General features: G+C 51.0%; 26 protein-coding genes. 14 read left to right on the top strand and 12 right to left on the bottom strand.

Annotated elements, in window-relative coordinates:
• Positions 1–56 precede the first annotated feature (56 nt).
• Complete coding sequence (locus HZS79_RS02255; RefSeq protein ID WP_162218432.1) at positions 57–818, bottom strand: SDR family oxidoreductase; 762 nt, start codon at positions 816–818, stop codon at positions 57–59.
• Positions 819–1,032: 214 nt separating this feature from the next.
• Between HZS79_RS02255 and HZS79_RS02250 the strand changes: the two genes are divergently transcribed.
• From HZS79_RS02250 to HZS79_RS02235, 4 genes are all read left to right on the top strand, one after another.
• A complete protein-coding gene (locus tag HZS79_RS02250; protein ID WP_162218433.1) occupies positions 1,033–1,500 on the top strand; it encodes an FxsA family protein in 468 nt (155 codons plus the stop codon).
• Between the two features lie 229 nt (positions 1,501–1,729).
• The gene (locus HZS79_RS02245; protein ID WP_162218434.1) at positions 1,730–2,023 is read left to right on the top strand and encodes a co-chaperone GroES; all 294 of its coding nucleotides are present in this window, start codon (positions 1,730–1,732) and stop codon (positions 2,021–2,023) included.
• A 56-nt stretch (positions 2,024–2,079) separates the two neighbouring features.
• Positions 2,080–3,723, top strand: coding sequence for a chaperonin GroEL (gene groL, locus HZS79_RS02240; protein ID WP_083004896.1), 1,644 nt, complete (start codon positions 2,080–2,082; stop codon positions 3,721–3,723).
• A gap of 148 nt (positions 3,724–3,871) precedes the next feature.
• A complete protein-coding gene (locus tag HZS79_RS02235) occupies positions 3,872–4,615 on the top strand; it encodes a TrmJ/YjtD family RNA methyltransferase (protein ID WP_162218437.1) in 744 nt (247 codons plus the stop codon).
• Positions 4,616–4,724: 109 nt separating this feature from the next.
• Here HZS79_RS02235 and HZS79_RS02230 read toward each other — a convergent pair whose 3' ends face one another.
• The 4 genes from HZS79_RS02230 to fabI form a co-directional block, all read right to left on the bottom strand.
• On the bottom strand, positions 4,725–6,071 hold the full coding sequence (locus HZS79_RS02230; RefSeq protein ID WP_162218438.1) for a Na+/H+ antiporter family protein: 1,347 nt from the start codon (positions 6,069–6,071) through the stop codon (positions 4,725–4,727).
• Positions 6,072–6,233: 162 nt separating this feature from the next.
• Positions 6,234–7,463 carry an acetate/propionate family kinase gene (locus tag HZS79_RS02225; RefSeq protein ID WP_162218439.1) on the bottom strand — a complete coding sequence of 410 codons (1,230 nt, stop codon included), beginning with the start codon at positions 7,461–7,463 and terminating at the stop codon, positions 6,234–6,236.
• Between the two features lie 2 nt (positions 7,464–7,465).
• Positions 7,466–8,893 (bottom strand): bifunctional enoyl-CoA hydratase/phosphate acetyltransferase, encoded by a 1,428-nt coding sequence (locus HZS79_RS02220; RefSeq protein ID WP_162218440.1) that lies wholly within the window; start codon positions 8,891–8,893, stop codon positions 7,466–7,468.
• 32 nt (positions 8,894–8,925) lie between these two features.
• A complete protein-coding gene (gene fabI, locus HZS79_RS02215) occupies positions 8,926–9,699 on the bottom strand; it encodes an enoyl-ACP reductase FabI (protein WP_162218441.1) in 774 nt (257 codons plus the stop codon).
• 307 nt (positions 9,700–10,006) lie between these two features.
• Here fabI and HZS79_RS02210 point away from each other — a divergent pair, with 307 nt between their 5' ends.
• From HZS79_RS02210 to HZS79_RS02185, 7 genes are all read left to right on the top strand, one after another.
• Positions 10,007–11,401 (top strand): GntP family permease, encoded by a 1,395-nt coding sequence (locus HZS79_RS02210; RefSeq protein ID WP_162218442.1) that lies wholly within the window; start codon positions 10,007–10,009, stop codon positions 11,399–11,401.
• Between the two features lie 72 nt (positions 11,402–11,473).
• Positions 11,474–12,682: an MFS transporter gene (locus HZS79_RS02205; protein WP_179926942.1), complete on the top strand. Its 1,209-nt coding sequence runs from the start codon at positions 11,474–11,476 to the stop codon at positions 12,680–12,682.
• The gene (locus tag HZS79_RS16865) at positions 12,679–12,810 is read left to right on the top strand and encodes a hypothetical protein (RefSeq protein WP_281373425.1); all 132 of its coding nucleotides are present in this window, start codon (positions 12,679–12,681) and stop codon (positions 12,808–12,810) included. Before HZS79_RS02205 ends, HZS79_RS16865 begins: the two co-directional genes overlap by 4 nt.
• 126 nt (positions 12,811–12,936) lie before the next feature.
• The gene (locus HZS79_RS02200; RefSeq protein WP_162218444.1) at positions 12,937–13,701 is read left to right on the top strand and encodes a DUF1538 domain-containing protein; all 765 of its coding nucleotides are present in this window, start codon (positions 12,937–12,939) and stop codon (positions 13,699–13,701) included.
• Positions 13,701–14,516 carry a Na,Li,K/H(+) antiporter subunit UmpB gene (gene umpB / locus HZS79_RS02195; RefSeq protein ID WP_162218445.1) on the top strand — a complete coding sequence of 272 codons (816 nt, stop codon included), beginning with the start codon at positions 13,701–13,703 and terminating at the stop codon, positions 14,514–14,516. The genes HZS79_RS02200 and umpB overlap by 1 nt, the downstream gene beginning before the upstream one ends.
• Positions 14,506–14,859, top strand: a complete 354-nt coding sequence (locus HZS79_RS02190) for a P-II family nitrogen regulator (RefSeq protein ID WP_162218446.1) — start codon at positions 14,506–14,508, stop codon at positions 14,857–14,859. Before umpB ends, HZS79_RS02190 begins: the two co-directional genes overlap by 11 nt.
• Before the next feature lie 10 nt (positions 14,860–14,869).
• A complete protein-coding gene (locus HZS79_RS02185) occupies positions 14,870–15,286 on the top strand; it encodes a CBS domain-containing protein (RefSeq protein WP_162218447.1) in 417 nt (138 codons plus the stop codon).
• On the opposite strand, the gene HZS79_RS02180 is transcribed toward HZS79_RS02185, so the two are convergent.
• Genes HZS79_RS02180 through HZS79_RS02170 form a run of 3 tightly spaced genes read right to left on the bottom strand, consistent with a single transcriptional unit; the run spans position 15,276 to position 17,923 of the window.
• Complete coding sequence (locus tag HZS79_RS02180) at positions 15,276–16,214, bottom strand: metal ABC transporter permease (RefSeq protein ID WP_238401430.1); 939 nt, start codon at positions 16,212–16,214, stop codon at positions 15,276–15,278. The two genes, HZS79_RS02185 and HZS79_RS02180, sit on opposite strands and share 11 nt — an antisense overlap.
• Positions 16,215–16,228: 14 nt before the next feature.
• Positions 16,229–17,053 carry a metal ABC transporter ATP-binding protein gene (locus HZS79_RS02175; protein ID WP_162218449.1) on the bottom strand — a complete coding sequence of 275 codons (825 nt, stop codon included), beginning with the start codon at positions 17,051–17,053 and terminating at the stop codon, positions 16,229–16,231.
• A gap of 6 nt (positions 17,054–17,059) precedes the next feature.
• The gene (locus HZS79_RS02170) at positions 17,060–17,923 is read right to left on the bottom strand and encodes a metal ABC transporter substrate-binding protein (RefSeq protein WP_371829560.1); all 864 of its coding nucleotides are present in this window, start codon (positions 17,921–17,923) and stop codon (positions 17,060–17,062) included.
• 228 nt (positions 17,924–18,151) lie between these two features.
• Between HZS79_RS02170 and mntR the strand changes: the two genes are divergently transcribed.
• Positions 18,152–18,628: a manganese-binding transcriptional regulator MntR gene (gene mntR / locus HZS79_RS02165; RefSeq protein WP_162218451.1), complete on the top strand. Its 477-nt coding sequence runs from the start codon at positions 18,152–18,154 to the stop codon at positions 18,626–18,628.
• A 14-nt stretch (positions 18,629–18,642) separates the two neighbouring features.
• Here the strand turns inward: mntR and HZS79_RS02160 are convergent, their stop codons facing one another.
• From HZS79_RS02160 to HZS79_RS02150, 3 genes are all read right to left on the bottom strand, one after another.
• Entirely contained in the window at positions 18,643–19,347 is a 705-nt protein-coding gene (locus tag HZS79_RS02160; RefSeq protein WP_340159008.1) for an RES family NAD+ phosphorylase, read from the bottom strand.
• A 5-nt stretch (positions 19,348–19,352) separates the two neighbouring features.
• Positions 19,353–19,751: an antitoxin Xre-like helix-turn-helix domain-containing protein gene (locus HZS79_RS02155; protein WP_162218453.1), complete on the bottom strand. Its 399-nt coding sequence runs from the start codon at positions 19,749–19,751 to the stop codon at positions 19,353–19,355.
• 108 nt (positions 19,752–19,859) lie between these two features.
• Positions 19,860–20,624, bottom strand: a complete 765-nt coding sequence (locus HZS79_RS02150) for a DUF3750 domain-containing protein (protein ID WP_162218454.1) — start codon at positions 20,622–20,624, stop codon at positions 19,860–19,862.
• A gap of 252 nt (positions 20,625–20,876) precedes the next feature.
• Between HZS79_RS02150 and HZS79_RS02145 the strand changes: the two genes are divergently transcribed.
• The gene (locus HZS79_RS02145) at positions 20,877–22,343 is read left to right on the top strand and encodes a carbohydrate porin (protein ID WP_179926940.1); all 1,467 of its coding nucleotides are present in this window, start codon (positions 20,877–20,879) and stop codon (positions 22,341–22,343) included.
• A 211-nt stretch (positions 22,344–22,554) separates the two neighbouring features.
• Complete coding sequence (locus HZS79_RS02140) at positions 22,555–23,613, top strand: LacI family DNA-binding transcriptional regulator (protein WP_179926939.1); 1,059 nt, start codon at positions 22,555–22,557, stop codon at positions 23,611–23,613.
• Between the two features lie 49 nt (positions 23,614–23,662).
• Here HZS79_RS02140 and HZS79_RS02135 read toward each other — a convergent pair whose 3' ends face one another.
• Positions 23,663–24,391, bottom strand: coding sequence for a sulfite exporter TauE/SafE family protein (locus HZS79_RS02135; RefSeq protein WP_238401431.1), 729 nt, complete (start codon positions 24,389–24,391; stop codon positions 23,663–23,665).
• Between the last annotated feature and the right edge of the window lie 12 nt (positions 24,392–24,403).

Genomic DNA, 24,403 nt, shown 5'->3' with positions numbered 1-24,403 from the left:
TACCAATACTCCCTCAGAGCACTCATAGTTGCCGACAGCACTCTGAGGGAAAATGGCTAGAGCCGTAACCCGCCGTCACACTCGATAATACGCGCGGTGAAATAATCATTTTCAAAAATAAAGGCAACACTCTGCGCAATATTGTCTGCCTCACCCAGATGCTGAAGCGGAACGCTGGCAGAGATTCGCTCCAACATATCGGGCCGCATAGAAGCCGTCATATCAGTTGCAATAAACCCTGGCGCCACTGTTCCTGTGCGGATACCGTAGCGGGCCAGCTCTTTCCCCCAGGTAACCGTTAACGCGTGCACACCCGCCTTGGCCGCCGCATAATTGCTTTGGCCCATATTACCCGCACGGGAAATGCTAGAAATATTGACAATAACCCCTTGATGCCCCGCCTCTACCATCTGCGTTGCCGCTTCACGACCGCAAAGAAAAACGCCTGTCAAATTAACATCCAACACTTTCTGCCATGACGATAATGACATTCGCTTTTCAACCACGCCCTCTTTTGCCTTAATCAGCAGACTATCATCGGTAATGCCTGCATTATTGACGCATCCACCAACAGGCCCCATTCGCGATGCAATGTCAGCAAATGCCTGCTGCACTGACTGCTCATCCGCTACATTGGTCACAAATGCCTTCGCCTGAATATCTAGGGCAGCTAGTGATGACACTGCTTCGTCAAGTGCTGCAGCGCTCATATCTAAAAGCGCCAGGCGAGCCCCTTGCTTACCTAAGCGTTCTGCTACCGCAAGCCCCAACCCACGCGCACCACCGGTGATAGCGATGACTTTATTAGTTAACTGCATTACCGTCTCCTTTGGTCGACACTCGCTGAGATGCGGCTACGCACATCCGGTATCGGCTTAGTATTAAACACAGTATTGTGCACTGCAGCATAAAGGTTGCTGAGTGAAATATCGAGCTTTCAGACACATCTAATAACGATCAGCCAGCGCAGGCTGCTTGTTTTATCGATTTCTGTCACCATATTGACCGATTACGCCTGTTATGGAGTTTGTCATGCCCATTCTTCTATTTATATCGTTGTTTACGTTAGTTGATTTTGTTCTGCTATTTACTGTTGGTAGCCACATTGGGCTGTTGAGCACGCTAGCACTGGTGCTGGGCACTGGCTTTATTGGCCTGCACCTTATTCGTAAAGAAGGCGTTTCAACGCTGGCTCGTGCGCGCCAACGCATGCAGTCGGGCGAACTCCCTTCCCAAGAACTGTTTACTGGAGCAGCACTGATTTTTGGTGGTGCTCTCCTACTAGCACCTGGCTTTCTTTCTGATGCGCTGGGCTTGGCCTGCCTTATGCCTAACGCCCGTCAGTTGATGCTAAAGGCACTTACCTGGATAGGCTTGACAAGCGCCGCTAGCCAGCAACAAACAAACTACGAACAGAGCGATACACCACGTTCAAGTGGCCAAGAAGAACCTATCGAGGGTGAATTCATTAGTCGGGAGGAGACAGCAAGGCGACGTTGAAGGCTCAATGAATAAGAATATCGCAAAATCACATTTTTTTATCATCTGCCCCTTGAAAGGCTCTCACCAGCCCCCACTTTTGACTCAGCATACAAACTCGGCGAAAGCTAAGGCGCTCGCCATTAACATGAAGGTTTCTAACCTTCACTTTTCGCGGGTTGATGCCCTCGAAAATATCATTTAGCTAACTGCCCACATGGGCTTTGACGATACTCAGGAGAACGTGAGCATGAATATCCGTCCTTTGCACGATCGCGTCGTTGTTCGTCGCGTGGAAGAAGAGCAGAAAACCGCTGGCGGCATCGTGCTACCGGGCAACGCCCAGGAAAAACCCACCCGTGGTGAAGTTTTGGCGGTTGGTAATGGTCGCATTCTCGACAACGGCGACGTTCGCCCGTTGGACGTTAAAGTTGGCGACTCGGTGATTTTCAAAGACGGTTTCGGCGTTGAGAAGCAGAAAATCGACGGCGAAGAAGTTCTGATCATGAGCGAAGCCGATATCTTGGCAGTTGTCGAAGGCTAAATACCACCGATAACTTACTTTTCCTTTTAAATTTCAATGTTTAGGAAATAACGAACATGGCAGCTAAGCAAGTTAAGTTCTCCGATGATGCCCGCAAACGTATGGCGCGTGGCGTAGACGTACTGGCTAACGCAGTAAAAGTTACCCTCGGCCCAAAAGGCCGCAACGTGGTACTGGACAAGTCCTTTGGCGCACCGACAGTGACTAAAGACGGTGTATCGGTTGCCAAAGAGATCGAACTGAAAGATAAGTTCGAGAACATGGGCGCTCAGATGGTTAAGGAAGTTGCTTCCAAGACCTCTGATGCCGCAGGCGATGGCACCACGACGGCAACCGTTCTGGCCCAGGCAATTGTTGCAGAAGGCTTGAAAGGCGTGACAGCGGGTATGAACCCAATGGATCTTAAGCGCGGCATCGACCAAGCGGTCAATGCGGCAGTCAAAGAGATCCAGGCAATGTCTGTTCCTTGCACCGACACCAAGTCCATTGCTCAGGTAGGTACTATTTCTGCCAACGGTGACAAGCGCATCGGTGAAATCATCGCTGAAGCGATGGAAAAAGTTGGTAAAGAAGGCGTCATCACCGTTGATGAAGGTCGTGGCTTCGAAGACGAGCTGGAAGTCGTAGAAGGTATGCAGTTTGATCGCGGCTACCTCTCGCCCTACTTCGTTACCAACCAAGACACCATGGCCGTCGAGCTAGAAGATCCGTACATCCTGCTCGTCGACAAGAAAATCTCCAACATCCGCGAACTACTGCCGGTGCTGGAAGCCGTTGCTAAGCAAGGCAAACCGCTCGCGATTATCGCTGAAGATATCGAAGGCGAAGCGCTTGCAACGCTGGTTGTGAACAACATGCGCGGCATCGTTAAAGTTGCTGCTGCAAAGGCACCTGGCTTCGGCGACCGTCGTAAAGCGATGCTGCAGGATATCGCCATCCTGACCAACGGCACCGTGATTTCTGAAGAAGTTGGTCTGACGCTTGAGCAAGCGAACCTGGATCACCTGGGTACCGCTAAGCGCATGACGATGTCTAAAGAAAACACCACCATCATCGATGGCGCTGGTGTAGAAAACGACATCGAAGCACGCGTTAATCAAATCCGTGCGCAAATCGAAGAGACCTCTTCTGATTACGACAAAGAGAAGCTGCAAGAGCGCGTTGCCAAATTAGCAGGCGGTGTTGCTGTTATTCGTGTCGGTGCGGCGACCGAAGTAGAAATGAAAGAGAAGAAAGCCCGTGTTGAAGATGCTCTGCACTCAACCCGTGCTGCCGTAGAAGAAGGTGTTGTACCTGGTGGCGGCACCGCACTGGTTCGCGTCATGGCTAAAGTACAGGGTCTGACTGGCGACAACGAAGATCAGAACCACGGTATCAACATGGCGCTACGCGCTATGCAGTCTCCGCTACGTCAGATTGTTACCAACGCCGGCGAAGAAGCCGCTGTTGTTATCAACCGCGTGAAAGATGGTGAAGGTAACTTCGGCTACAATGCGCAAACTGGTGAGTACGGCGACCTGTTCGAAATGGGTGTTCTGGACCCCGCTAAAGTAACCCGTACTGCACTGCAGTCCGCTGGTTCTGTTGCTGGTCTGATGATCACTACTGAATGCATGATCGCTGACGACCCAGAAGAGAAAGACGCTGCTCCAGACATGGGTGGCATGGGCGGAATGGGTGGTATGGGCGGCATGATGTAATGCCCCCCTGAGCCTATCGCTCTGACGTTTAACGTCGTTAAGAACCCCGCCATGTGCGGGGTTCTTTTATTTCTTCCTGCCTCTGATGAGATTTAAAAGCATGCTACCATCAGCACCTTTATCCGGCAGCTTGTAGGTCTTCATTACCGTGCTCTCCAATATTCGCATCGTACTGGTGCAAACCTTTCATCCAGGCAACATTGGCGCTACGGCTCGCGCGATGAAAACCATGGGCTTATCCGAGCTCTTATTGGTTAATCCGCGCGCGTTTCCCGATGACGAAGCAACTCGTATGGCCGCAGGCGCAACGGATGTGCTTGAAAATGCCCGCTGTGTAAGCAGCCTTGAGGAGGCAGTTAGCGATTGCGTTCAAGTGGTGGGCGCCAGCGCAAGACTTCGCAGCCTACCGCTTCCCCATTTCGATGAACCTGATGACATGGCACAGCAAGTGATCGAGAACGCCGCGCAGGCCCCGGTTGCGTTGGTCTTTGGACGTGAGCGTTCAGGCCTCACTAACGATGAAATACGCTGCTGCACGCACCAAGTCAGCATACCTGCCAACCCTGAATACGGTATTTTAAATCTCTCTCAGGCCGTGCAGATTTTAGCCTATGAAATACACCGCGCTTGGCGCAGACGCGATGATAACCACTTCATGTACCAACGGCCGATTGAAGCAACACCGCCTAGCCGTGAGCAATTTGTGCACTTCCAAGACCATCTTGGACGACTGATGCAGCAAAGTGGCTTTCTTACCCAGCCCCATGCCCGTACTGAAGAGCAACTTCAGGCATTGTTTTCCCGCGCCCAGCCCAGCCGTAAAGAGCTCTCCTTACTGCGTGGCCTGCTCAGCGCCTTTGAGTCTCACCTGCCTAATAGTCGGGAAGTCTAAACACCTCATATAAGATACCAATCTAGCAAAGCATACCTACCAAAAGGGGCAGCCACTGGCTGCCCCTTTTGTTGCTATCACTTACCTACACATTGCGGCGAGCATGGTCTTAAAGCGACATTGCTGCTAACCAGCCAAAAGCAATCAGCGGTACATTGTAATGCAGGAAGGTAGGCACCACGCTGTCCCACATATGATCATGCTGGCCATCAACATTTAACCCAGAGGTTGGGCCCAGCGTGGAATCAGACGCAGGCGAGCCAGCATCGCCCAGTGCAGCCGCCGTACCAACGAGTACTACCGTCGCCATTGGCGAAAAGCCGAACTGTACCGCCAGCGGTACAAAAATCGCCGCAATAATAGGGATTGTCGAAAACGATGAGCCAATCCCCAGGGTAATAAACAGCCCCACCAGTAGCATAACAAGCGCCGCCAAACCGCGGTGATCGCCAAACAGATCAAACGCGCCTGCCACTAATGAGTCGATATCACCGGTTGTCCTCATCACCTCCGCAAAGCCAGCCGCAGAGATCATAATGAAACCAATCAACGCCATCATGCGCATACCGCTGGTAAACAGATCATCTGCTTCGCGCCACTTAAAAATGCCCCCCAGCGAAAGCAAGCCAATCCCCACTAGCCCACCAACAATCATGGAGCCGGTGTACAGCTGCAAACCCAACGCCGCCACAATGGCGACACCCGACATTACAAGCCCGAGCATATGGGGCTTTGCGGGGGTGTGCCCTTGGTGTGCGTTAGTCGTCACAAGGTCTTTATTGGCGTATTCGCGCTGTCCACGGTAGCTAAAAAACAGCGCCACTAGCAACCCAATGGCCATCCCACCTACCGGAATAGCCATCGCCATCGGCACCATGCCACGCGTGATTTCCAAGCCGAATGGCTCGCCCGCGCTATTTAAATTAGCCAGCAAAATGTCGTTTAAGAAGATCGCGCCAAATCCGACAGGTAGAAGCATATACGGAGCAGTCAACCCAAAGGTGAGCGCGCAAGCCATCGCACGACGATCAAGCCGGAGACGATTCATTACCACTAGCAGAGGTGGGATCAGTACCGGTATAAAGGCAATATGCACCGGTATGGCATTTTGTGATGAAATAGCAACCAAGAGCACTGCAACGAGCAATAACACCTTCACTCGCGCTTGGTGTGCCGCTGTAGACTCTTTGCCCAGTAGCGTAATTAAGCGATTGGCCAACATATCGGGAAGCCCCGAACGAGATATAGCCACTGCAAAGGCACCTAGCGTGGCATAAGCAAGAGCCACTTGGGCACCACCGCCCACACCATCATTAAACGCACTGAGGGTTTCATCAAGCGATAGGCCTCCCACTAAGCCCCCCACCAACGCGCCGACCACTAGCGCAAACACAACAGATACCCGAGCAAGCGAAAGCGCTACCATAACTAGCACAGCAAGAATGACCGCGTTCATTAAAATTCCCAGCAAGATAAGTGAGTGAGCTTACAAAAGCTGGGAATTCTATCAGATCAATGATTTATCGGTAGCAGTAATGGCTTTTGAGATAGCCGCTCCCAACTATCACAGTGGCTAGCGTCTCCCAAGTACGCAGCTCCTGAGCATCAGATGACGAAATTAATCCGCTTCTTTGAGAAGCGCTAGGCAATCACTGGCAATCACTCGCTCTTCATCGGTCGGAATAACCCAAACACCTACACGACTATCAGGCAAAGAGATACATTCAGCATGGTGGCCATTGGCCTGGGGATCAAGCTGCATACCCAACCACTCACACTGCGCCACGATGCGCGCACGCACAGGGGCTGCGTGCTCACCAATACCGGCGGTAAATACCAATTGATCAAGTCCACCCAGCGCCCCAGCCAAGCTGGCGATTTCCCGCGCCGCGCGATAGCAGTAAAGCTCTATCGCTTCCTGTGCTTCGGGGGCATCACTGGCAAGCAACTCACGCATATCGCTGCTAATCCCGGAAACACCCAGTAGCCCTGAACGCTTGTACAAAAGCGTCGAAACGTCCTCGACACTCATCTCCTCATGGCTAATCAAATGCAGCACTAACCCTGGGTCCAGAGCACCAGAGCGCGTTCCCATTGGCAACCCCTCTAGCGCGGTAAACCCCATGGTTGAAGCCACGCTGATGCCATCGCGGATGGCGCACATACTAGCGCCGTTACCCAGGTGCGCAACAATCACTCGCGCACGCGACGCCCCATCAGGTAAAACACTCGACAGGGTGCGCTGAATATAATCATAGGAAAGGCCATGGAAACCGTAGCGGATTAGCCCCTTGGCAGTAAGCTCACGCGGCAGCGCAAACTGCCGCGCCTGTTGGGGTTGATGGGCATGAAATGCGGTATCGAAGCAGGCAATCTGTGGCACATCAGGCATTTGCTTCATCAACAATTTGATAGGTGCCAGCCCATGAGGCTGATGAAGGGGGGCCAAGCTCGAAAATCTTTCCAGCACAGCCACATCGTCAGCAGTTAACCTGACGGCTTCATGATACGTTTGACCGCCGTGAACGACGCGATGACCAATTGCCGCCAACGTGCCTTTTTCTTCCCGCTGGTCAAACCAGCTCATCAGCATTAGGACAGCGTCTTCATGCGTCATTGCTGGCCTGAGACCCTGCGATGCTAAGGCTTGTGCGTCATAATGATAAGCCGTAGGAAGCGCATCGTTGTTAGTATCCTGCGTCCAGCGTGTCAGCGATACCGCACACTGTGAGGTGGCCAGTCCTGAAAAATGGCCGCTATACGCCAAGGGCAATGCGTCATCATCGACACGATAGAGCGCAAATTTAACGCTAGAAGAGCCGCTGTTCAGCACCAGGATTTCTTGCATTGTTACGCTCCCTCAGGGCTGCTGAGCATGCTTTGGCGCTGATAATCGGCCAACAGTAACGCCAGTGCGCTGGAGGCCATGCGCGTCAAGGCATCATCAGCACGGCTCGTTAGTATGATTGGCACCCTAGCGCCGACAACGATGCCTGCGCCGGTGGCATCTGCTAAATGGGTCAGCTGCTTCATCAGCATGTTCGCCGCTTCAAGGTCTGGCGCCAGCAGAATATCCGCGCGCCCGGCCACCGGCGAGACAATACCTTTCGTTCTGGCAGCGGCTTCAGAGACTGCATTGTCGAATGCCAATGGGCCATCTAGAGTGCCGCCAGTAATCTGCCCACGTTCGGCCATCTTACACAGCGCCGCCGCGTCCAGCGTTGAGGTGATTTTGGGATTGATGGTCTCTACCGCAGAGAGAATCGCCACACGGGGATTCTGGTTACCCAGCGCATGGGCTAACTCAATGGCATTTTGCACAATATCGCGCTTTACCGCCAATTGCGGATAAATATTAATGGCAGCATCAGTAATCAGCAGTGGACGCGGATAGGTCGGTACATCAAACGCCATCACATGGCTCAAGCAGCGTTCGGTACGCAGGCCAGTCTCACGTTTGAGTACTTCATGTAACAGCTCATCCGTATGTAACGCGCCCTTCATCAAGGCTTCGACACGGCCTTGGCGCGCAAGCGCTACCGCTTGCTCAGCCGCCGCATGGCTATGCGCAACATCCACTAGCTCAAAAGCACTGATATCCACGTTGGCCTTATCAGCCGCCGCATAAATCTTGCTCTTCGGCCCGACGAGGACTGGAATGATCAACCCTTGTGCCGCGGACTCAACCGCGCCACAAATGGCACTTTGATCAACAGGATGAACCACAGCAGTGGGCATAGGCTCTGGGCGATCTGCCGCCGTCAATATTTCATGCAGCCTGCCACGCTCGGCCAAACGTACTTTCGGCAACAGCGTCCGAGGCCTACTGATTTTTTTGATCGGCGCCAGCACGTTGGCTTCGCCTTCAATAACCGTGTCACCGCGCTGATTTTCACAACGGCAAGCAAAGGTAATATGGTGGCGCTGGTCGTCTTTATCGATCGCACGCACCGACACCCTCAGTACATCACCCAACCGTACCGGCGCTTTGAATTGCAGCGTCTGTCCCAGGTAGATCGTCCCTGGACCAGGTAACTGAGTGCCTAACACGGTAGAGATCAACGCACCACCCCACATGCCGTGGGCAATGACTTCCTGAAAACGGCTGCTTTTGGCGAAGTCGCTGTCAACGTGTGATGGGTTAACGTCCCCCGACATCACCGCAAACAGCTTGATGTCTTCCATCGTCAAGCGTTTCTCAAGGTAGGCCTCTTCCCCAATTGTTATTTCATCAAAAGTACGGTTTTCAATGACTTCATTTGTGCTACTGGCTGACATTACGCGGTCTCCATCAAGTGATTTCGTAACTTTCAGAAACGAAGGTGGCGCCCTGCATCCACGTAGTGGGTCAATCCGCTCAGTGCAGCTCCGGCATCCGAAGCAAGATAGACCACCGTATTGCCTACATCCTGCACGCTAGCAAGGCGGCGTAGTGGAGAGCGCGTTTCACCATCGCGCGCCAGTTCATCAAACGCCTTAAGCCCAGCGGCGGCCCGTGTGCGAATGGCACCAGGCGATACTGCATGTACTCGAATTCCCTGAGGACCCAGTTCTGCCGCCAAATAACGGGTAGCGGATTCAAGCGCAGCCTTAACCGGCCCCATTAGGTTGTAGTTGTCGACTACCTTTTCAGCTCCATAGTAGGTCATGTTTAGCAGGGTTCCGCCGTCTTTCATCAACGGTTCGGCGCGCCTTGCCATGCGAATAAAAGAGTGGCAAGAGATATCCATGGCCAGCGCAAACCCTTCCCGCGAGCAATCAACTACCCGGCCATGCAGGTCTTCAAGAGGGGCAAAAGCAATCGAGTGAACCACAAAGTCCACCCGTCCCCAACGCTCATGGGCACGCGCGAACAGATCATCTAACTGCGCATCTTGCTGAACATCACAGCACACCAGTTCGGGCTTTCCCATGTCAGCTGCCAACGGCGTGACAAATTTTTCCGCCTTAGGTGAAGCATAAGTCACAATGCATTCAGCACCTGCATTGTGCAGCGCCTGGGCACAGCCAAAGGCAATACTGTCTTGATTGGCAAGGCCCGCAACAATCCCAACCTTGCCCTGCATGGAAAAAGGATTCAGCACCACTGACCTCCTGAAAATTCAGTAGTAAAAATGAGCCAACACCAACGGATTAAGAGCTCGTTGGAATAACACACTCTTGTCTGGCTTAGGGTAAAGAGTGGCTAATAAGCGTGGATCATTTGTGATACAAGCTTACGACTTTAGTCAAAGCGCTCTTGCTGCTTTGCAACATACTACCTAGTATGCCGTCCATCCCCTCCTACTTACACTGCTAATTTACCTATGTCTTTTTAACTATGTATTTTTAACTACGTCGTCTTTTTAAATTATGTCGCTTTAACCCTGTATTCTTTGCCTTGGAGCCTGTATGGGCATGCTAGCCATCGTCGTTTCTTTACTGTTGCTGATGTTTTTTGCCTATCGCGGCATCTCGGTTCTGCTGTTGGCCCCCCTTATGGCCTCTCTTGCAGTGCTGTTATCAGGAGACGCCGCCTTTTTGTTGCCCATTTACACCGATACGTTCATGAAAGCGTTGGGGAACTACGTTATTCAGTTCTTTCCGCTCTTTTTATTAGGGGCCTTATTTGGTCAGTTGATGGCAGACTCAGGCGCGGCGCAGTCTATCTCTAATGGCATCGTTAAACGGCTGGGCACCCACCATGTCGTGCTAACGGTGGTGATGGCTTGCGCAGTTCTTACCTACGGCGGAGTGTCCTTATTTGTCGTCGCGTTTGCTATTTACCCTATTAGCCGAGAGCTATTTCGCCAGGCTGATGTGCCAAAACGCCTGATCCCTGCCTCTATTGCGCTAGGCTCATTCACGTTTACCATGACCGCCCTTCCCGGCACCCCGGCTATTCAGAATGCAATCCCCATTCCCTATTTCGGCACCAACAGCTTTGCTGCACCGGGTTTAGGCATTATTGCCGGCCTGATTATGCTGGGCTTAGGCACCTATTACTTGCAATCACGTGTTAAGAAAGCGGCAACCAACAGCGAAGGCTACGGTATGCATACGGAGCGGGAAGCAGAAACTACCGATACCCAAAAGGCGGCACCCACCATGTCGCTGGGCATTGCGCTCATACCGCTGATAATGGTGATTGGTCTAAACGCACTTTTTACCTACGGCGTGTTTCCTGCCATGGATCTTAGTTTTATCAGCGACGCCTTTGAAAACGTCACGCCTAGTAGACAAACAGGGCTATGGGCAGTATTGATTGCCCTGCTCAGCGCGTCAGCGTGGCTGATTATTACCCGCTGGCGGCATTGGCAAAATCTTAAAGAAACGGTCAATAAAGGCTGCATTGGCTCACTGCTGCCTATTTTTAATACCGCCTCTGAAGTGGGTTACGGTGCCGTCATTGCAAGTCTTGCAGGATTCGCCATCATTCGAGATGCGGTATTAAATGCTTCTCCTGGCAACCCTCTCATCTCAGAGGCCATCGCTATGAGCGTTCTGGCGGGCATTACCGGCTCGTCTTCAGGTGGGCTTTCGATTGCCCTGCAAACCCTTGGCAGCGAATATCTGGCCATGGCCGAGCAGGCGGGTATTAATCCTGAGCTTATGCACCGAGTCGCCACGCTTGCCGCTGGGGGGATGGACACCCTGCCTCATTCAGGTGCGGTAATTACCCTGCTGGCTATTTGCGGCTTAACTCACCGTCAGTCATACGGCCACCTAGCCATGGTCACTATTGTATTGCCTATCGCCGCCCTCATTAGCGTTATCACCTTAGGCACTCTGTTTGGCAGCTTCTAAAAGCGCCCAACGCGTGCGATAGTTCGTTAACGAGTTAACGAACGTTAAGCCTAAAAAATAACGAGACCTGAAATGGCTATCACACGACACAACACGTTTCTGCTCATACTGTTAGCAAGCTTGGTTATTTCCACTGCCATGGGGCTTCGCCATGGCTTTGGACTTTTTCTTGAGCCGATGAGCAGCGACTTTGGCTGGGGGCGCGGCGTGTTTGCATTTGCTCTCGCCGTGCAAAACCTTATCTGGGGCCTTTCTCAGCCATTCACTGGCGCATTAGCCGACCGTTTCGGGGCAGCCAGAATTATTGTCATCGGCGGCATTCTCTACACACTGGGTTTGTGCTTTATGAGCCTTTCCAGTACCGCGCTGGGCATGACGGTAAGCGCTGGCTTGCTGATAGGGCTGGGCCTTTCCGGCACAACGTTTTCGGTTATTCTGGGCGCAGTAGGACGTGCGGTAGCACCTGAAAAACGCAGCATGGCGATGGGCATTGTCAGTGCGGCGGGTTCTTTTGGTCAGTTCGCCATGCTGCCTGGCACGCTTGGACTTATCGAGTGGCTCGGCTGGGCAGCAGCGCTGCTCGCGATGGGGGCGATTGCCACCTTAATGATTCCCCTTGGCGCAATGCTGAAAGACCGCCCGACGACCAAGGCGCTGGGCGATTTAAGCTTGCGTGATGCACTAAATGAGGCGGCTGGCGAAAAAGGCTTTTGGCTATTGTGTATTGGCTTTTTTGTATGCGGCTTTCAGGTGGTATTTATCGCGGTTCACCTGCCAGGCTATTTATTCGATAACGGGCTTGCGGTTCAGGTAGGTACCACAGTGCTAGCGCTCGTTGGGCTGTTTAATATCGTAGGCACATACACCGCAGGCTGGCTGGGCGGCTTTTGGTCGAAACCGCGCTTGCTTAGCTGGCTATATCTCATTCGCGGCGTAGTGATTGTGATGTTTATTGCGCTCCCTCTTACGACGACCAGTGCCTATTTATTTGGTATCGCTATCGGGCTATTGTGGCTTTCAACCGTACCGTTGACCAACGGCATCGTGGCCTCTGTATTTGGTGTGCGCCATTTATCGATGCTAGGTGGAATTGTATTTCTATTTCATCAGCTGGGGTCTTTTATGGGTGTCTGGCTAGGAGGTTACCTGTATGACCTAACGGGTCACTACAATACTGTATGGCAAATTGCCATTGTCCTTTCTGTTGTTGCCGCTGCCCTGCACTGGTTTATTAGCGAAAAGCCTCTTACGCGCTCAGCGACCGAACAGGTGACCTCATGAAATACGACATTCCGTTGGCGGCTGTGCTGTTAATTAGTACGCTGATAGCAGGTGGGTTAATGCTTGCTTGGTGGGGTTGGCACACGCTGGATAGCACGTTGTTGCTCTTGGGCAGTCGGCTTTGCTGATAAGCTCAAACCCTGTGCCAAATCACACTGTTGCTCACTCTATTGCCTTACACTAATGGTTAAACGATCTGGCTAGCGCATACCAATCAGCCTACAACAACTCGCCCTGGTGAAAGTAAACGTTCGATGAATATAGTTTATTCGCTTGCAAATCAGCTCAAAGATAGCCTACGCGACCTACTCCCCGTTGTATTGGTGATGGGGTTCTTTCAGTTGGTCGTCATTCGACAGCCGCTGCCTGACTCACTCGCACTATTGGATCTGGTGCTAGGTCTTGTGTTTGTTGTGGTGGGATTAACGTTATTCATCAAGGGACTTGAACTAGGCCTCTTTCCTCTAGGCGAAAACCTTGCGCGAGCTTTTGTAAAAAAAGGCTCTGTTGCTTGGCTGCTTATCTTTGCTTTCGCGCTGGGGTTTGGCTCAACGGTTGCGGAACCCGCACTTATCGCGGTGGCTGCTCGGGCTGGGGAAGTCGTATCAGAAAGTGGATTAATTGCCGATACGAGCGCTGCACAGGCATCGTTTGCCTTTACGCTAAGGATGGTTGTTGCTTTATCAGTTGGCACCGCCGTGGTCGTCGGTGTACTGAGAATATTTAAAGGCTGGCCACTGCATCTAATGATTATCGCTGGTTATATCATCGTGCTACTGCTTACGCTGTTTGCGCCAAACGAATTAATTGGCATTGCCTACGATTCCGGCGGCGTGACCACCTCGACCATCACCGTACCGCTAGTAACGGCTCTGGGCGTAGGCTTAGCCTCCACAATAAAAGGCCGCAATCCAATGCTTGATGGCTTTGGATTGATCGCCTTTGCATCGGTGATGCCTATTATTTTCGTGCTGCTGTTTGGGATTTTTGGGCTTAGCTTAGTGACGGGAAGCACCTAATGATATTACTCACGATTTTCTGGGACACGCTGCTCGATATTTTACCCATTGCCGCTATTATTTTTGGTTTTCAATACATTGTTATTCGCAAGCGCATACAGCGTTTGCCCCAAGTGCTGGCAGGCTTTTTCATGGTCTGGGTTGGGCTATCACTCTTTCTCGTCGGCCTTGAGCAGGCGCTCTTCCCGATGGGGGAGCTAATGGCCTCTCAGTTAACCAATACTGACTTTTTACCTGCTGTTGAACAGGGTGTACAACGGCACTGGGCCGATTACTACTGGGTCTACCTATTCGCATTCGCCATTGGGGCAAGCACGACGATTGCAGAGCCTTCGCTGATTGCCGTTTCAATTAAGGCAGGCGAAATTTCTGGCGGCACCATTAACCCTTTCATGCTACGCATAGCGGTAGCCTTAGGCATGGCATTTGGCATTACGCTGGGAACATGGCGCATTGTCATGGGCTGGCCGCTTCAGTGGTTTGTTTTTGCTGCGTACTGCTTAGTCATCATTCAAACCCTGCGCTCACCGAAGTCAATCATTCCGCTTGCGTTTGACTCAGGTGGTGTTACCACCTCAACCATTACTGTTCCCATCATTGCTGCCTTGGGGCTGGGGTTAGCAGCATCGATACCAGGTCGCAGTGCGCTAATGGACGGTTTTGGCATGATTGCATTAGCCTGCCTGTTCCCCATTATTACCGTCATGGGTTATGCCCAAATTGCTCAATGGAAAGATAAACGCAAGCAAACCACGCCCCACCTCTCATACAGCAAAGCTCCGCCGCCTAGTAAAGGAGATAATAATGCGCTTTAAACTCATCGTAGCATTAGTCGAAGATGAATTAAGCGACGACATTCTACAAGCCGCCCGTGACGCTGGCGCCACAGGCGCAACAGTGATCAACAATGCCCGGGGCGAAGGTCTCAAAAAAGCACGGGGCATTTTTGGCATGGAAATTACCGCGCAACGTGATGTTTTGCTATTCCTGGTCGAAGAGCATATCAGCCGCGCTATTCTTGAAGCCATTGCCCGCGTTGGCGAATTCGATGAAACACCCGGCACGGGTATTGCGTTTCAGCTCGATGTAGAAGATGCCGTGGGTGTCGCGCATCAGATCAAATCGATTTCAGACACGCTAAATCAGCCTCTCAGCTAAGGAGCTTAAGATGTCAATCGCCAAGCCAAACGCTGCTGAACACACGGTAGGGGATGTTATGCATTCTCATTATGTGTCTGTGGATGGGTTTCTGACCGTTGCAGATGGCATTACACTGATGCGCCAACACAGCGCCAGCGTTATCATCATTAATCGGCGTACTGAGCACGACGAATTAGGAATTGTCTTATCCTCAGATATAGCCAAGAAGGTACTGGCTCCTAATCGCCCTGCCGAAAGAATCAATCTATATGAAATCATGAGCAAACCGGTTGTTAGCGTACGTCCTGAAATGAACGTCCGCTACTGTGCCCGGCTTTTCGACCAGTTTGGGCTATCACTCGCGCCAGTAGTCGATACCAATCAACGCGTATTAGGCATCGTTGATTACCATCAAATGGTACTGGGATGGCTGGCTAATCATTAACACTTCCGATATGCCGATGACGCCATTGGCGCATCAAAACACCATGCTTGGGTGAGAGCAGCAGCGCAAGAAAGAAGCAGCTGGTAGCGACCAGAACAATGGTGCCGCCTGATGCTACATCGAAAGTATACGAAAGCCACAGCCCGAGCACGGCTGAGCCGACGCCCACTGCCACTGAAATTAATAGCATCGTTTTAAAACGATCCGTTAGCAGATGGGCGGTGGCACCAGGCGTAATCAGCATCGCGACCACCAGAATAATACCGACCGTTTCGAGGCTGGCAACGATGGTAAGCGTTAACAACAAGATCAGGCCGTAATGGATAACACCGGTATTAAAACCCAATGCCTGAGCCTGGGTAGGGTCAAAGGCATACAGCATCAGCGGCCTAAACGCGAGCCAAACCACCAGCAACGCCACTATACTGGCAGCTAACGTAAGTAGTAACGCCGAGTGCTGCACGCCGAGCACATTACCAAACAAGATATGCATGAGATGTGTACTTGAGGCAATTTTGCTGATCAAAACAATGCCAAGGGCAAACGCGCCTGTAAACATAATGCCCATCGCTGCGTCTGACTTAATCCGCGTATGGCGTTCAATGGCTCCAATTCCCAGAGACGTTAATGCTCCGGTCACAAAGGCACCAATAAAAAAAGGCAGTCCCACTAAATAGGCAATGGCAACACCAGGCAGCACCGCATGGGAAATCGCATCCCCCAGTAACGACCACCGTTTCAGCACGACATAGCACGACAGCAATCCACAAATTGCGCCGACCATCATCGAAGTGAGTAGCGCTCGCTGCATGAACGCATATTGAAAAGCATCCGATATACTGTCCGGAAGAAGATTGACCAGCACCATAAGTGCCGCGATTAATCCACCAACCAGCGTACTACTGAAAGCATCTAACGTGTGTAACATCTCGGGTGTGCCCATTACTTTTGCATCATGGCAACAGCGTTGGCGCGCAACGCATGATCACTTGCTGACTGTTCAATAGAGCTAACCGCTAACTCAGCGAGCTTGCTATCACTCAGCATCTCTTCAGGCGTTCCTTCCCCGCGAATAAAGCGATTAATCAGCACCACATGATCCACGTAACGACGAGCACCTGGCATATCATGCGTGACCATCACAATGGTTCTACCCGCTTCACGTTCGCGCTTCAAAACATCCAAAATAAGCTGCTCGCTGGGCGAATCAACACCCGCCAAGGGCTCATCAAGCAACAGGATACGGGCTTCTTGGGCAAGCGCTCTGGCAAGCAGCACGCGCTTTTTCTGACCGCCAGAGAGTGCACCAATAGGGCGATCTGCAAAGGCCAGCATATCCACATCGCTTAATGCCTTCCTGACGGCCTGGAGGTGGTGAGCCGCTTGCCACCGCGCAGGTAGTAGTTGTCGCCACAAAGGATCATGACGCATATGGCCATACCGAGCACTCATCACGGTATCCCATACCGAAATGGGAAAGTCCCACTCAATCGCCTCGCGCTGAGCCATGTAGGCAATGCTGCCCTCTTTACGGTGCCGTTCAATCTCATCACCAAACGCTTCAATACGGCCGCGTAGAGGCCTCATACTGCCGGTCAGGATGTGAAATAGAGTCGATTTGCCTGCGCCATTCGGCCCTACAATCGCTGTCCATTGACCAACAGGGAATGCCAAGTGAATATCTTCTAAGACTGGCTGCCGCTGATATGCGGCATAAAGCCCCTTCACTTCAATCGCTGCTGCATTCCCTAAACAAGACTCAATCATTGCATATCACTCTGTTGCCAAATAGCGACGTAGTAACTCCACGTTATGCCGTAACATGGCAAAATAATCAGCCGCTTCCCCACCTGGCTCACTCAGTGAATCGACATAGAGTGGGCCCGCGACAGCAAGCCCTGTATCCCGCGCAATGCTGCTCACGTATCGGTCAGAAATAGTACTTTCCCAGAACAAGGCAGCTGGCTGACGCTCGTTAATTTTATCAATAATACGCATAAGTTGGCGCGGTGATCCTTCCGTTTCAGCGTTGGTACCCCAGATGCCATCGTGCTCAAAATGATAAGCATCAGCAAAGTAGAGAAAAGCGGCTTCGCTTGAGATCAACACCCGGCGATCATTCGGAATCACTTCAAGCGCCTCTTGCAGCTCAACATGCAACGCATGTAGCTCTTCTTTCAGTTTCGCAGCCCGGTGGTGAATATTGTCAGCTTGTTTCGGCAATAAATCCTCAAGCGCGTTTGCAATGACGCGCACATATGCTTTTGCAGCCCGAGGGTCCATCCACAGATGCGGATCAACGTCTCCCTCCATTTCACCTGTCACAATTGATTGTGTTGGGTAACCAGAGGCTTCGGCTACAGCCACCATCGGTACACCGTCTGTAATAGTTGCTTTGACTTGTCCCATCCACTGCTCGAGCTGATAACCGTTGTAGAACACAATATCGGCATCTTCGAGTGCCGCGAAATTATCTGGCGTTAACTCCCATTCGTGAACCTCAGCATTAACTGGCGTTAAGACCGTTACTTCAGCGTCCTCTCCCGCTACCTTCTCAACCAAATCACCTAGCACAGAGAACGTAACGGCGATGTTGATTGGCGGCTCATGTAGCATATTGGCCTGAGCGCTCGACATCCCCCACGTGAGCGCAGCCCCTACGGCTATGCCAACAAAGTACTTAACGCTGTGTTTGATATAGCGCTTGGTCATTCTTTCTCTCCGTTGTGCTAGGATTTCAATAATTGTAACTGTAGCTCAACAAAAAAGCTTTATGCAAACAATTTAGCCTTGGCTAACTATTATCCAAAAAAATGAGCTACCATCACCAATTAACGTTTCCACTAACCTTGATATTTTTTGCCAATGAGTGATCACGAACAACTGCGAACAGCCACTTCTCACGGTCAAAGTGGCGATGCACTCCCTCCCGTGGAACAGCATGCAAAACAGTATGAGACGGTGCGGTATGCCCATGAAACCGAGCTTATCGAAGACTATGTTGAGCTAATTGGGGACTTAATTCGTCATCGTGGTGAAGCGCGTGCCGCTGATATCGCCAACCGCATGGCCGTCAGTCAAGCGACCGTGTCTAAAATGATTCGCCGCTTAAACGAATTAGGTTTAGTGACAAGCAAACCTTACCGCTCGCTCTTCTTAACAGAAGAGGGACAAGCGATGGCTGAAACATCGCGGGCACGCCACAATGTCGTGCTGCATTTTTTGCGCGCCCTTGGGGTCGATGACAGCACCGCGCGTATTGATGCAGAAGGCATGGAGCATCATGTAAGTGATGAAACCCTAGCCATCATGCAGCGCTTCACTGAACAGCGGCAATCATAATTGCCTTACAGAACTTACTTAGTTGGCAACGCTGAGAGGCGATTCACTTGGGTTATTCGCCCGTTCCAGATCATCTCAATATGAGTGGTCTGGACAATGTCCTTAACGAACTGTGGCGTCATTAACGCCCAGCAAGTGGCACCTGGCTGCCGAACCGAATGATAACGCAGACCAGCACGTTTCTCTTTACGAAGCTCCCCGCCCAACGTGCGCGCTGCTCGGTAATCGTCAGCATCATAAATGGCATGGGTCGCCTGAAGAACTAAACCATCACAACACGCTTTTTCATCAAAAATGCACTTAAGCCCACGGAAGATAAACCGTTCAAAATGCAGCGATGGTACGTTTTTCCAATAAGCTCCCTGGTGGTGCCGCACCTCATTTATTGCCGTTGGCAGTTCATCGGCAATGTAAAGCACACCAAAACTACCGTCACTAAAGCGAGAGCCATCCGGATTAACGTGGGTAAAAGGGGCTGTCGCATAAGAGCAACCTCGAATACCAAAGGGAATCTCGTGGTGAGGAATGAGCCCTAAATCGCCAGCCTCGTTGCGCAACCTTGGATTCGTCAGTGCCTGCAGGGCATAAAGCGCTTCGAACTCTTCAAGGTTAGCAACATCGTCAAACAGCCCAATGGGAGGAAACTTACTATTGACTAAACGATACCCCTCAACCTCTCTTGGCTTGCACAGAGGTAAGGAACCTACGTTTATAACCACCGGGTCTACCACTGAGCGCCTCGCAAGCTATCAATACGTTTAAATGTTTCATAGAGTGCAGCGAAATCCCCAGTGCCAATCACCTCTAGCGGCGTGCGCCCATTAAAGTAAGGATTATAATTTGCCATGGAGACGAACCCGTAAACATTATCAGGGTTCTCAAACAACATCCGTAGGGTCGCATGAATATTGAGCAAATAACTAATTCGTGCCAACTGGTCACTGTCTAGCTTGATCTCAGCCAGATCTCCCCGTCGCGCTCGGGCATAGCTGCTGTGGGAGACTCGTAAAATAGACTCACCCTGCTCGCCTGTCGCTCGCCATTTATCCAAAATACGTACAGCGGCTTTTAATCCAGCCGCAGCGGCGGCCTTGTTCTGCATAATATTGCCGACTGTTTGCATACGCACCTCATACTTTAACTACACTCGTCTATCCATACTTATATGCCCACAGATACTAAATCAAAAAATATGTCTCCACAAATACTTCGCTAATCAGACGCCTGACCATTAGTCGTTACTCCCCATCACCTTCGGAGGCATTCCAAGACGCCCTACTCCCGGCAGCTTCAATGCCGGGCGCTGAATATCTAGCCCAACACTCAGCCCCAGTACGTTAATCTCTATTCCTTCTTCACGTGCGACCATAATGCCCATCACGCCGCCTAATGAAAGCTGATAACCAGTACCGCTTGGAACGCTGGTTACGACTTCATTGAATAAATAATCTTTACCTACTGCGGTTGTCGGCAATGCAACATCTAAGCCTTCGACTTCCCTTATCACCCAAGCAATAAAACTATTGCTGTTAGGGCCAGGCCAGACTCGGTAGAGGTCCGTGTAAGGGTAGCGTGCCACCGCATCGGTAATGATAGGTATTAATCGTGCCGCATCATCACCTCGATAATCAGCCAGCAGCTCAGGTGGGTGACCAAACCAAGCCCGATCGGGGCTATCTACCGATGAAACAACGGTAGGACGCCGCCAGCTTAATACTTGGTGGAGATAATACTCGGCGGCACCTTCAGTTTTTGTAGCAATCCAAATATGCACACCAAACGCCCCCCGCCAGCTATAAGCGCGAGCCGCATACACTTGAACAACGGCCTCTTGCACCTTAGCAGGGTCGGGAGCCAAGCCAGCTGATGACCGGTCAAGGGTTGACCAGTGACCATCAGTAACAACTTGATTGCTCGCCAGCATCCACATCGGCCCAGCCAGCAACATCAACAACAACGCGACACACCCCAATAGCCAACGCAGTATTGGTCTCATGATGTAGTCCAGAGTTCATCAGACATAAATGCCAACATAAAACAGAATGAAACAGCATCTCCCATCACGCTAATAGTGACAAATTATTAATAAACTCCTAATTATTTTTAAATAATCTCAGTACCGCAATATTCAATTGTCCGCCAACGACTAAAGTCTACTATCAATACATTTTCGTAGCGCTACGATAGTGCAATCGTAGCGCTGCGAAAACATAACAACAACGTTGCTATTCACCACAGGATCGAAGTTATGCCCCACTACTTAAGAACCATACCTCTTGCTACTGCTATCGCACTGGCCTCAGTCTCAGTTCATGCAAACGAAACGTCGATTGAAGCTAGGCTCGCTGAACTAGAGCGACAGCTAGAAAGCACTCGCGCTGAACTGGCAGCACAAAAAACTAGCCCGCCTGCCACTACGAATAATGAAACTGAAACCAGAATTTCTGCGTTAGAGCGTCGTGCATCCGGCAATGAGGGGTTATCGATGAGCGGCTATGCACGCTCTGGGTTGCTTTTAAATGAACAAGCTAAGAGCACCCGTGGTGGGCCATATGTAACGCCTGCCGGCCCATTAGGCGGGGCTGTGGGTAGACTTGGTAATGAGCCAGACACCTACGTTAACGCGATGTTCAATCTTCGGCGCCAACTTGATAACGGTGCGAACACACTGTTTAGAGTTGCTATTGCAGACTCTGTTACCACTAGTAATGATTGGACATCGTCTGAGTCTCAACTCAATGTGCGCCAAGTTTATGTTGAGCTTGATAACCTACCCAGCTTTACAGGCGCCTTTGAAGATGCCGCTATATGGGCAGGTAAGCGGATTGACCGTGACACTTTTGATATACATTGGCTAGATACGGACGTAGTATTTTTAGCGGGCACGGGTGCCGGTATTTACGATATGAAGTTCAGTGATAACTGGCGTTCTAACTTTGCTCTGTATGGCCGCAGTTTTAGCGACTTCCAAGTTGGAGAGCGTGACGATCCGGGTACTGGCGATACCGATAGCCTGACGCTAAGTAGTAACAACTATGTCGGTAATTGGCAGTTTATGGTCAATGCTATCTCAGCCAATGATAATGATGAGCGCTTGCTCGACAATGACAATACCGCTGCTGACACCGGTGTACATGGTATGGTCGCCTATCACGGAGACACTTTCTTCGGAATGTCGGAAGGTAACTTTAAAGTTGCCTTGCTTCACGGCCAGGGCCTGGGTGCAGAAGTGAAACGCATTGGTGCCAATGGCGATTTGCTAAACGATGCACAAGCAACACGACTAGCGTTATATGGCACAACCTACTTATCACCCAACTGGCGCATTGCCCCATCAATACTAGCTGAAGTCAGTGAAGACCGCTTCGCAGAAGGTGATGATTACCGCTGGGCTACGATCAACGCTCGGCTCGCCAACGAGATCACTAATAACTTTGAAATGCAGTACGAGCTTAGCTACCAATACATGGATCTAGACCCTGCTGGTTATAAAGGTCGTAGTCAAGTAAGCGGTAGTTTTGGCAAAGCCACCATAGCACCAACTTTTAAACCTGATGTCGGTGGCTTTTGGAAACGTCCAGAAATCCGCTTGTTTGCCTCCTACACTGACTGGAGCGATGAGCTAAATAGCTACGACAGCAGTGATGCATTTGGTAGCGAAGGATTCACTGGTGGCCAATGGAGCTTCGGAGTGCAAGCAGAAACATGGTTTTAGACTAGCGCGATTAGATGTTTGACATCTAGCTTACTGAGCATTGTTAGACCCGCTTCCCCATGGAAACAGCCTTTCCATGGGGCTTTTTTCGCTTACCTAAATACTCGGAGCGCTAGGAAAACATAAAATCATGTTACAATTACGCTCTTAAAAAGCCAGCAAACATAGATTTCTGTCTAGTAATAGCATTAAGCAAAGGGAACCTTCCTCCATGTCTAATAAGTTGCGCGCGAGGCGCTCTACTCAGCGTGTCACAATGAATGACGTGGCTAAGCTAGCCGACGTTTCGGCAAGCACAGTCTCTCTTTATTTACGTAAACCGGATGAGGTTTCTACTCAGCTCGGTAAAAGAATCCAGAGTGCTATCGACACGCTTGGCTATGTCCCTAACCTTATGGCTGGCGCTTTAGCTGCCGCACGCACGCGCGTCATTGGTGTGGTTGTCCCCTCTATGGTCAATGCGATTTTCGCCTCGACCGTTAATACCATGCAAAAAACACTCGGCGCTCAGGGCTATCAGCTGCTGTTAGGCCACAGTGACTACGAGGAATCGGAAGAGGAAGCCGCAGTCAGAACGTTTTTATCCTGGTCACCTAGTGCCATGGTGTTAACGGGGTTGACTCATAGTCGAGAAACGCGACGCATGCTGAACAACTCCAACGTGCCTGTCGTGGAAATGTGGGAGCTAGGCTCCAACCCATTAGATACGCTGGTAGGGTTTTCTCACCACGATGTGGGATACACCCAAGCCCGTCATCTAATTGAGGCTGGCTGTCAACGTATCGCCTTCATTGGTACACGCTTGAGTGTCGATGAACGTGCAAAACAGCGCTGCAGAGGAAGCGAAAAAGCCGTTAGAGATCTACTAGGTAGTCAGCATGCACGCGTCATCGACTGCGGTTTCGGACGAATGGCAGAGGCTGCCAGCCGAGCATTTACAGACCTTATCACCAGTCACCCAAACATCGATGGCATTGTATTTTCCAACGACATGCTGTCCCTAGGTGCTTTAAGCGAGGCTCAAAGGCGAGGTATTCGAGTTCCTGATGACATTGCGATGATCGGCTTTGGCGATATGGATTTCAGCGATTGTACGCTTCCCTCGCTTTCAACGATCCGCCCGCCTCGAGAAGAAATTGGCGAAGCAGTAGCGCAAAGTGTCTTACGCAGAATCAAGGGGCTTCCCCAAGAGAAGCGAATCGATATCGGTTTTGAATTATTACCACGACAAAGCAGCTTACGCGCATCCATTCTTAGCCATGCGCCATGAAGCACTGCTTCCTATCCATAATTATCAGTGTTTCAGCGTTACTCAGGCTTTAAAGTAACGCTGAAATACTTAGGCTTAGTCCAGAAGCAAACAGCAGTAAAAAAGCAACTCGACGCAAATTGGCTTCCGTCAAAGGGGGTGGATAGCGTCGCCCTAGCCAAGTAAAAAGCACAACGATCGGAATAGCGACAGTAGCTAATAATAGAATGCTGGCGTTTAAGCGTCCCTGAATACCGACAATGACGAGACGCTGCAAAGAATTGATAGCAAAAATAAGCAAAAGACAGTCACGAATCACAGCCAAGCTGAGGGGCTGGCGGTAGAAGTGAAATACCAACGGAGGTCCCGATGTTGAGAACATTCCGCCCATGAAGCCAGATAAGCCGCCAAAGAAGAGAAAGGACGCTCTGCTCGCTCTGTTTTTTCTTGGTAAAGGGTGGACAATCAGCATCAGGCTGCTGATCAGTATCGCGATACCGAGAATCAACTGCAGCCAATGCACGTGATTGCTACTTAGTGCATCAAGTGCCCACACCCCGAAGATGAGTGTGACAAAGCCACTTAACGAACATAGCAGCACAATCTCACGATCCAAATTCGCCATGTTTCGATACAGTGCTAACGAGCAGTTAAACAGACTGAGAATACTAATAAGAATAGCGACCAACGCGACTGGCGCAAGACCCGATAGTACAACCCCTCCCATAAGGATAAGACCAAAAGCGAACCCTGTGACCGTTTGGGCATAGGTGGCAAGCGCCACCCAGCCTAACAACATTATCATCTCAAC

Origin of the sequence: Vreelandella zhaodongensis (genome assembly GCF_013415115.1) — a bacterium.
Classification (GTDB): domain Bacteria; phylum Pseudomonadota; class Gammaproteobacteria; order Pseudomonadales; family Halomonadaceae; genus Vreelandella; species Vreelandella zhaodongensis.
This window is presented reverse-complemented; position numbering and strand designations above follow the sequence as displayed.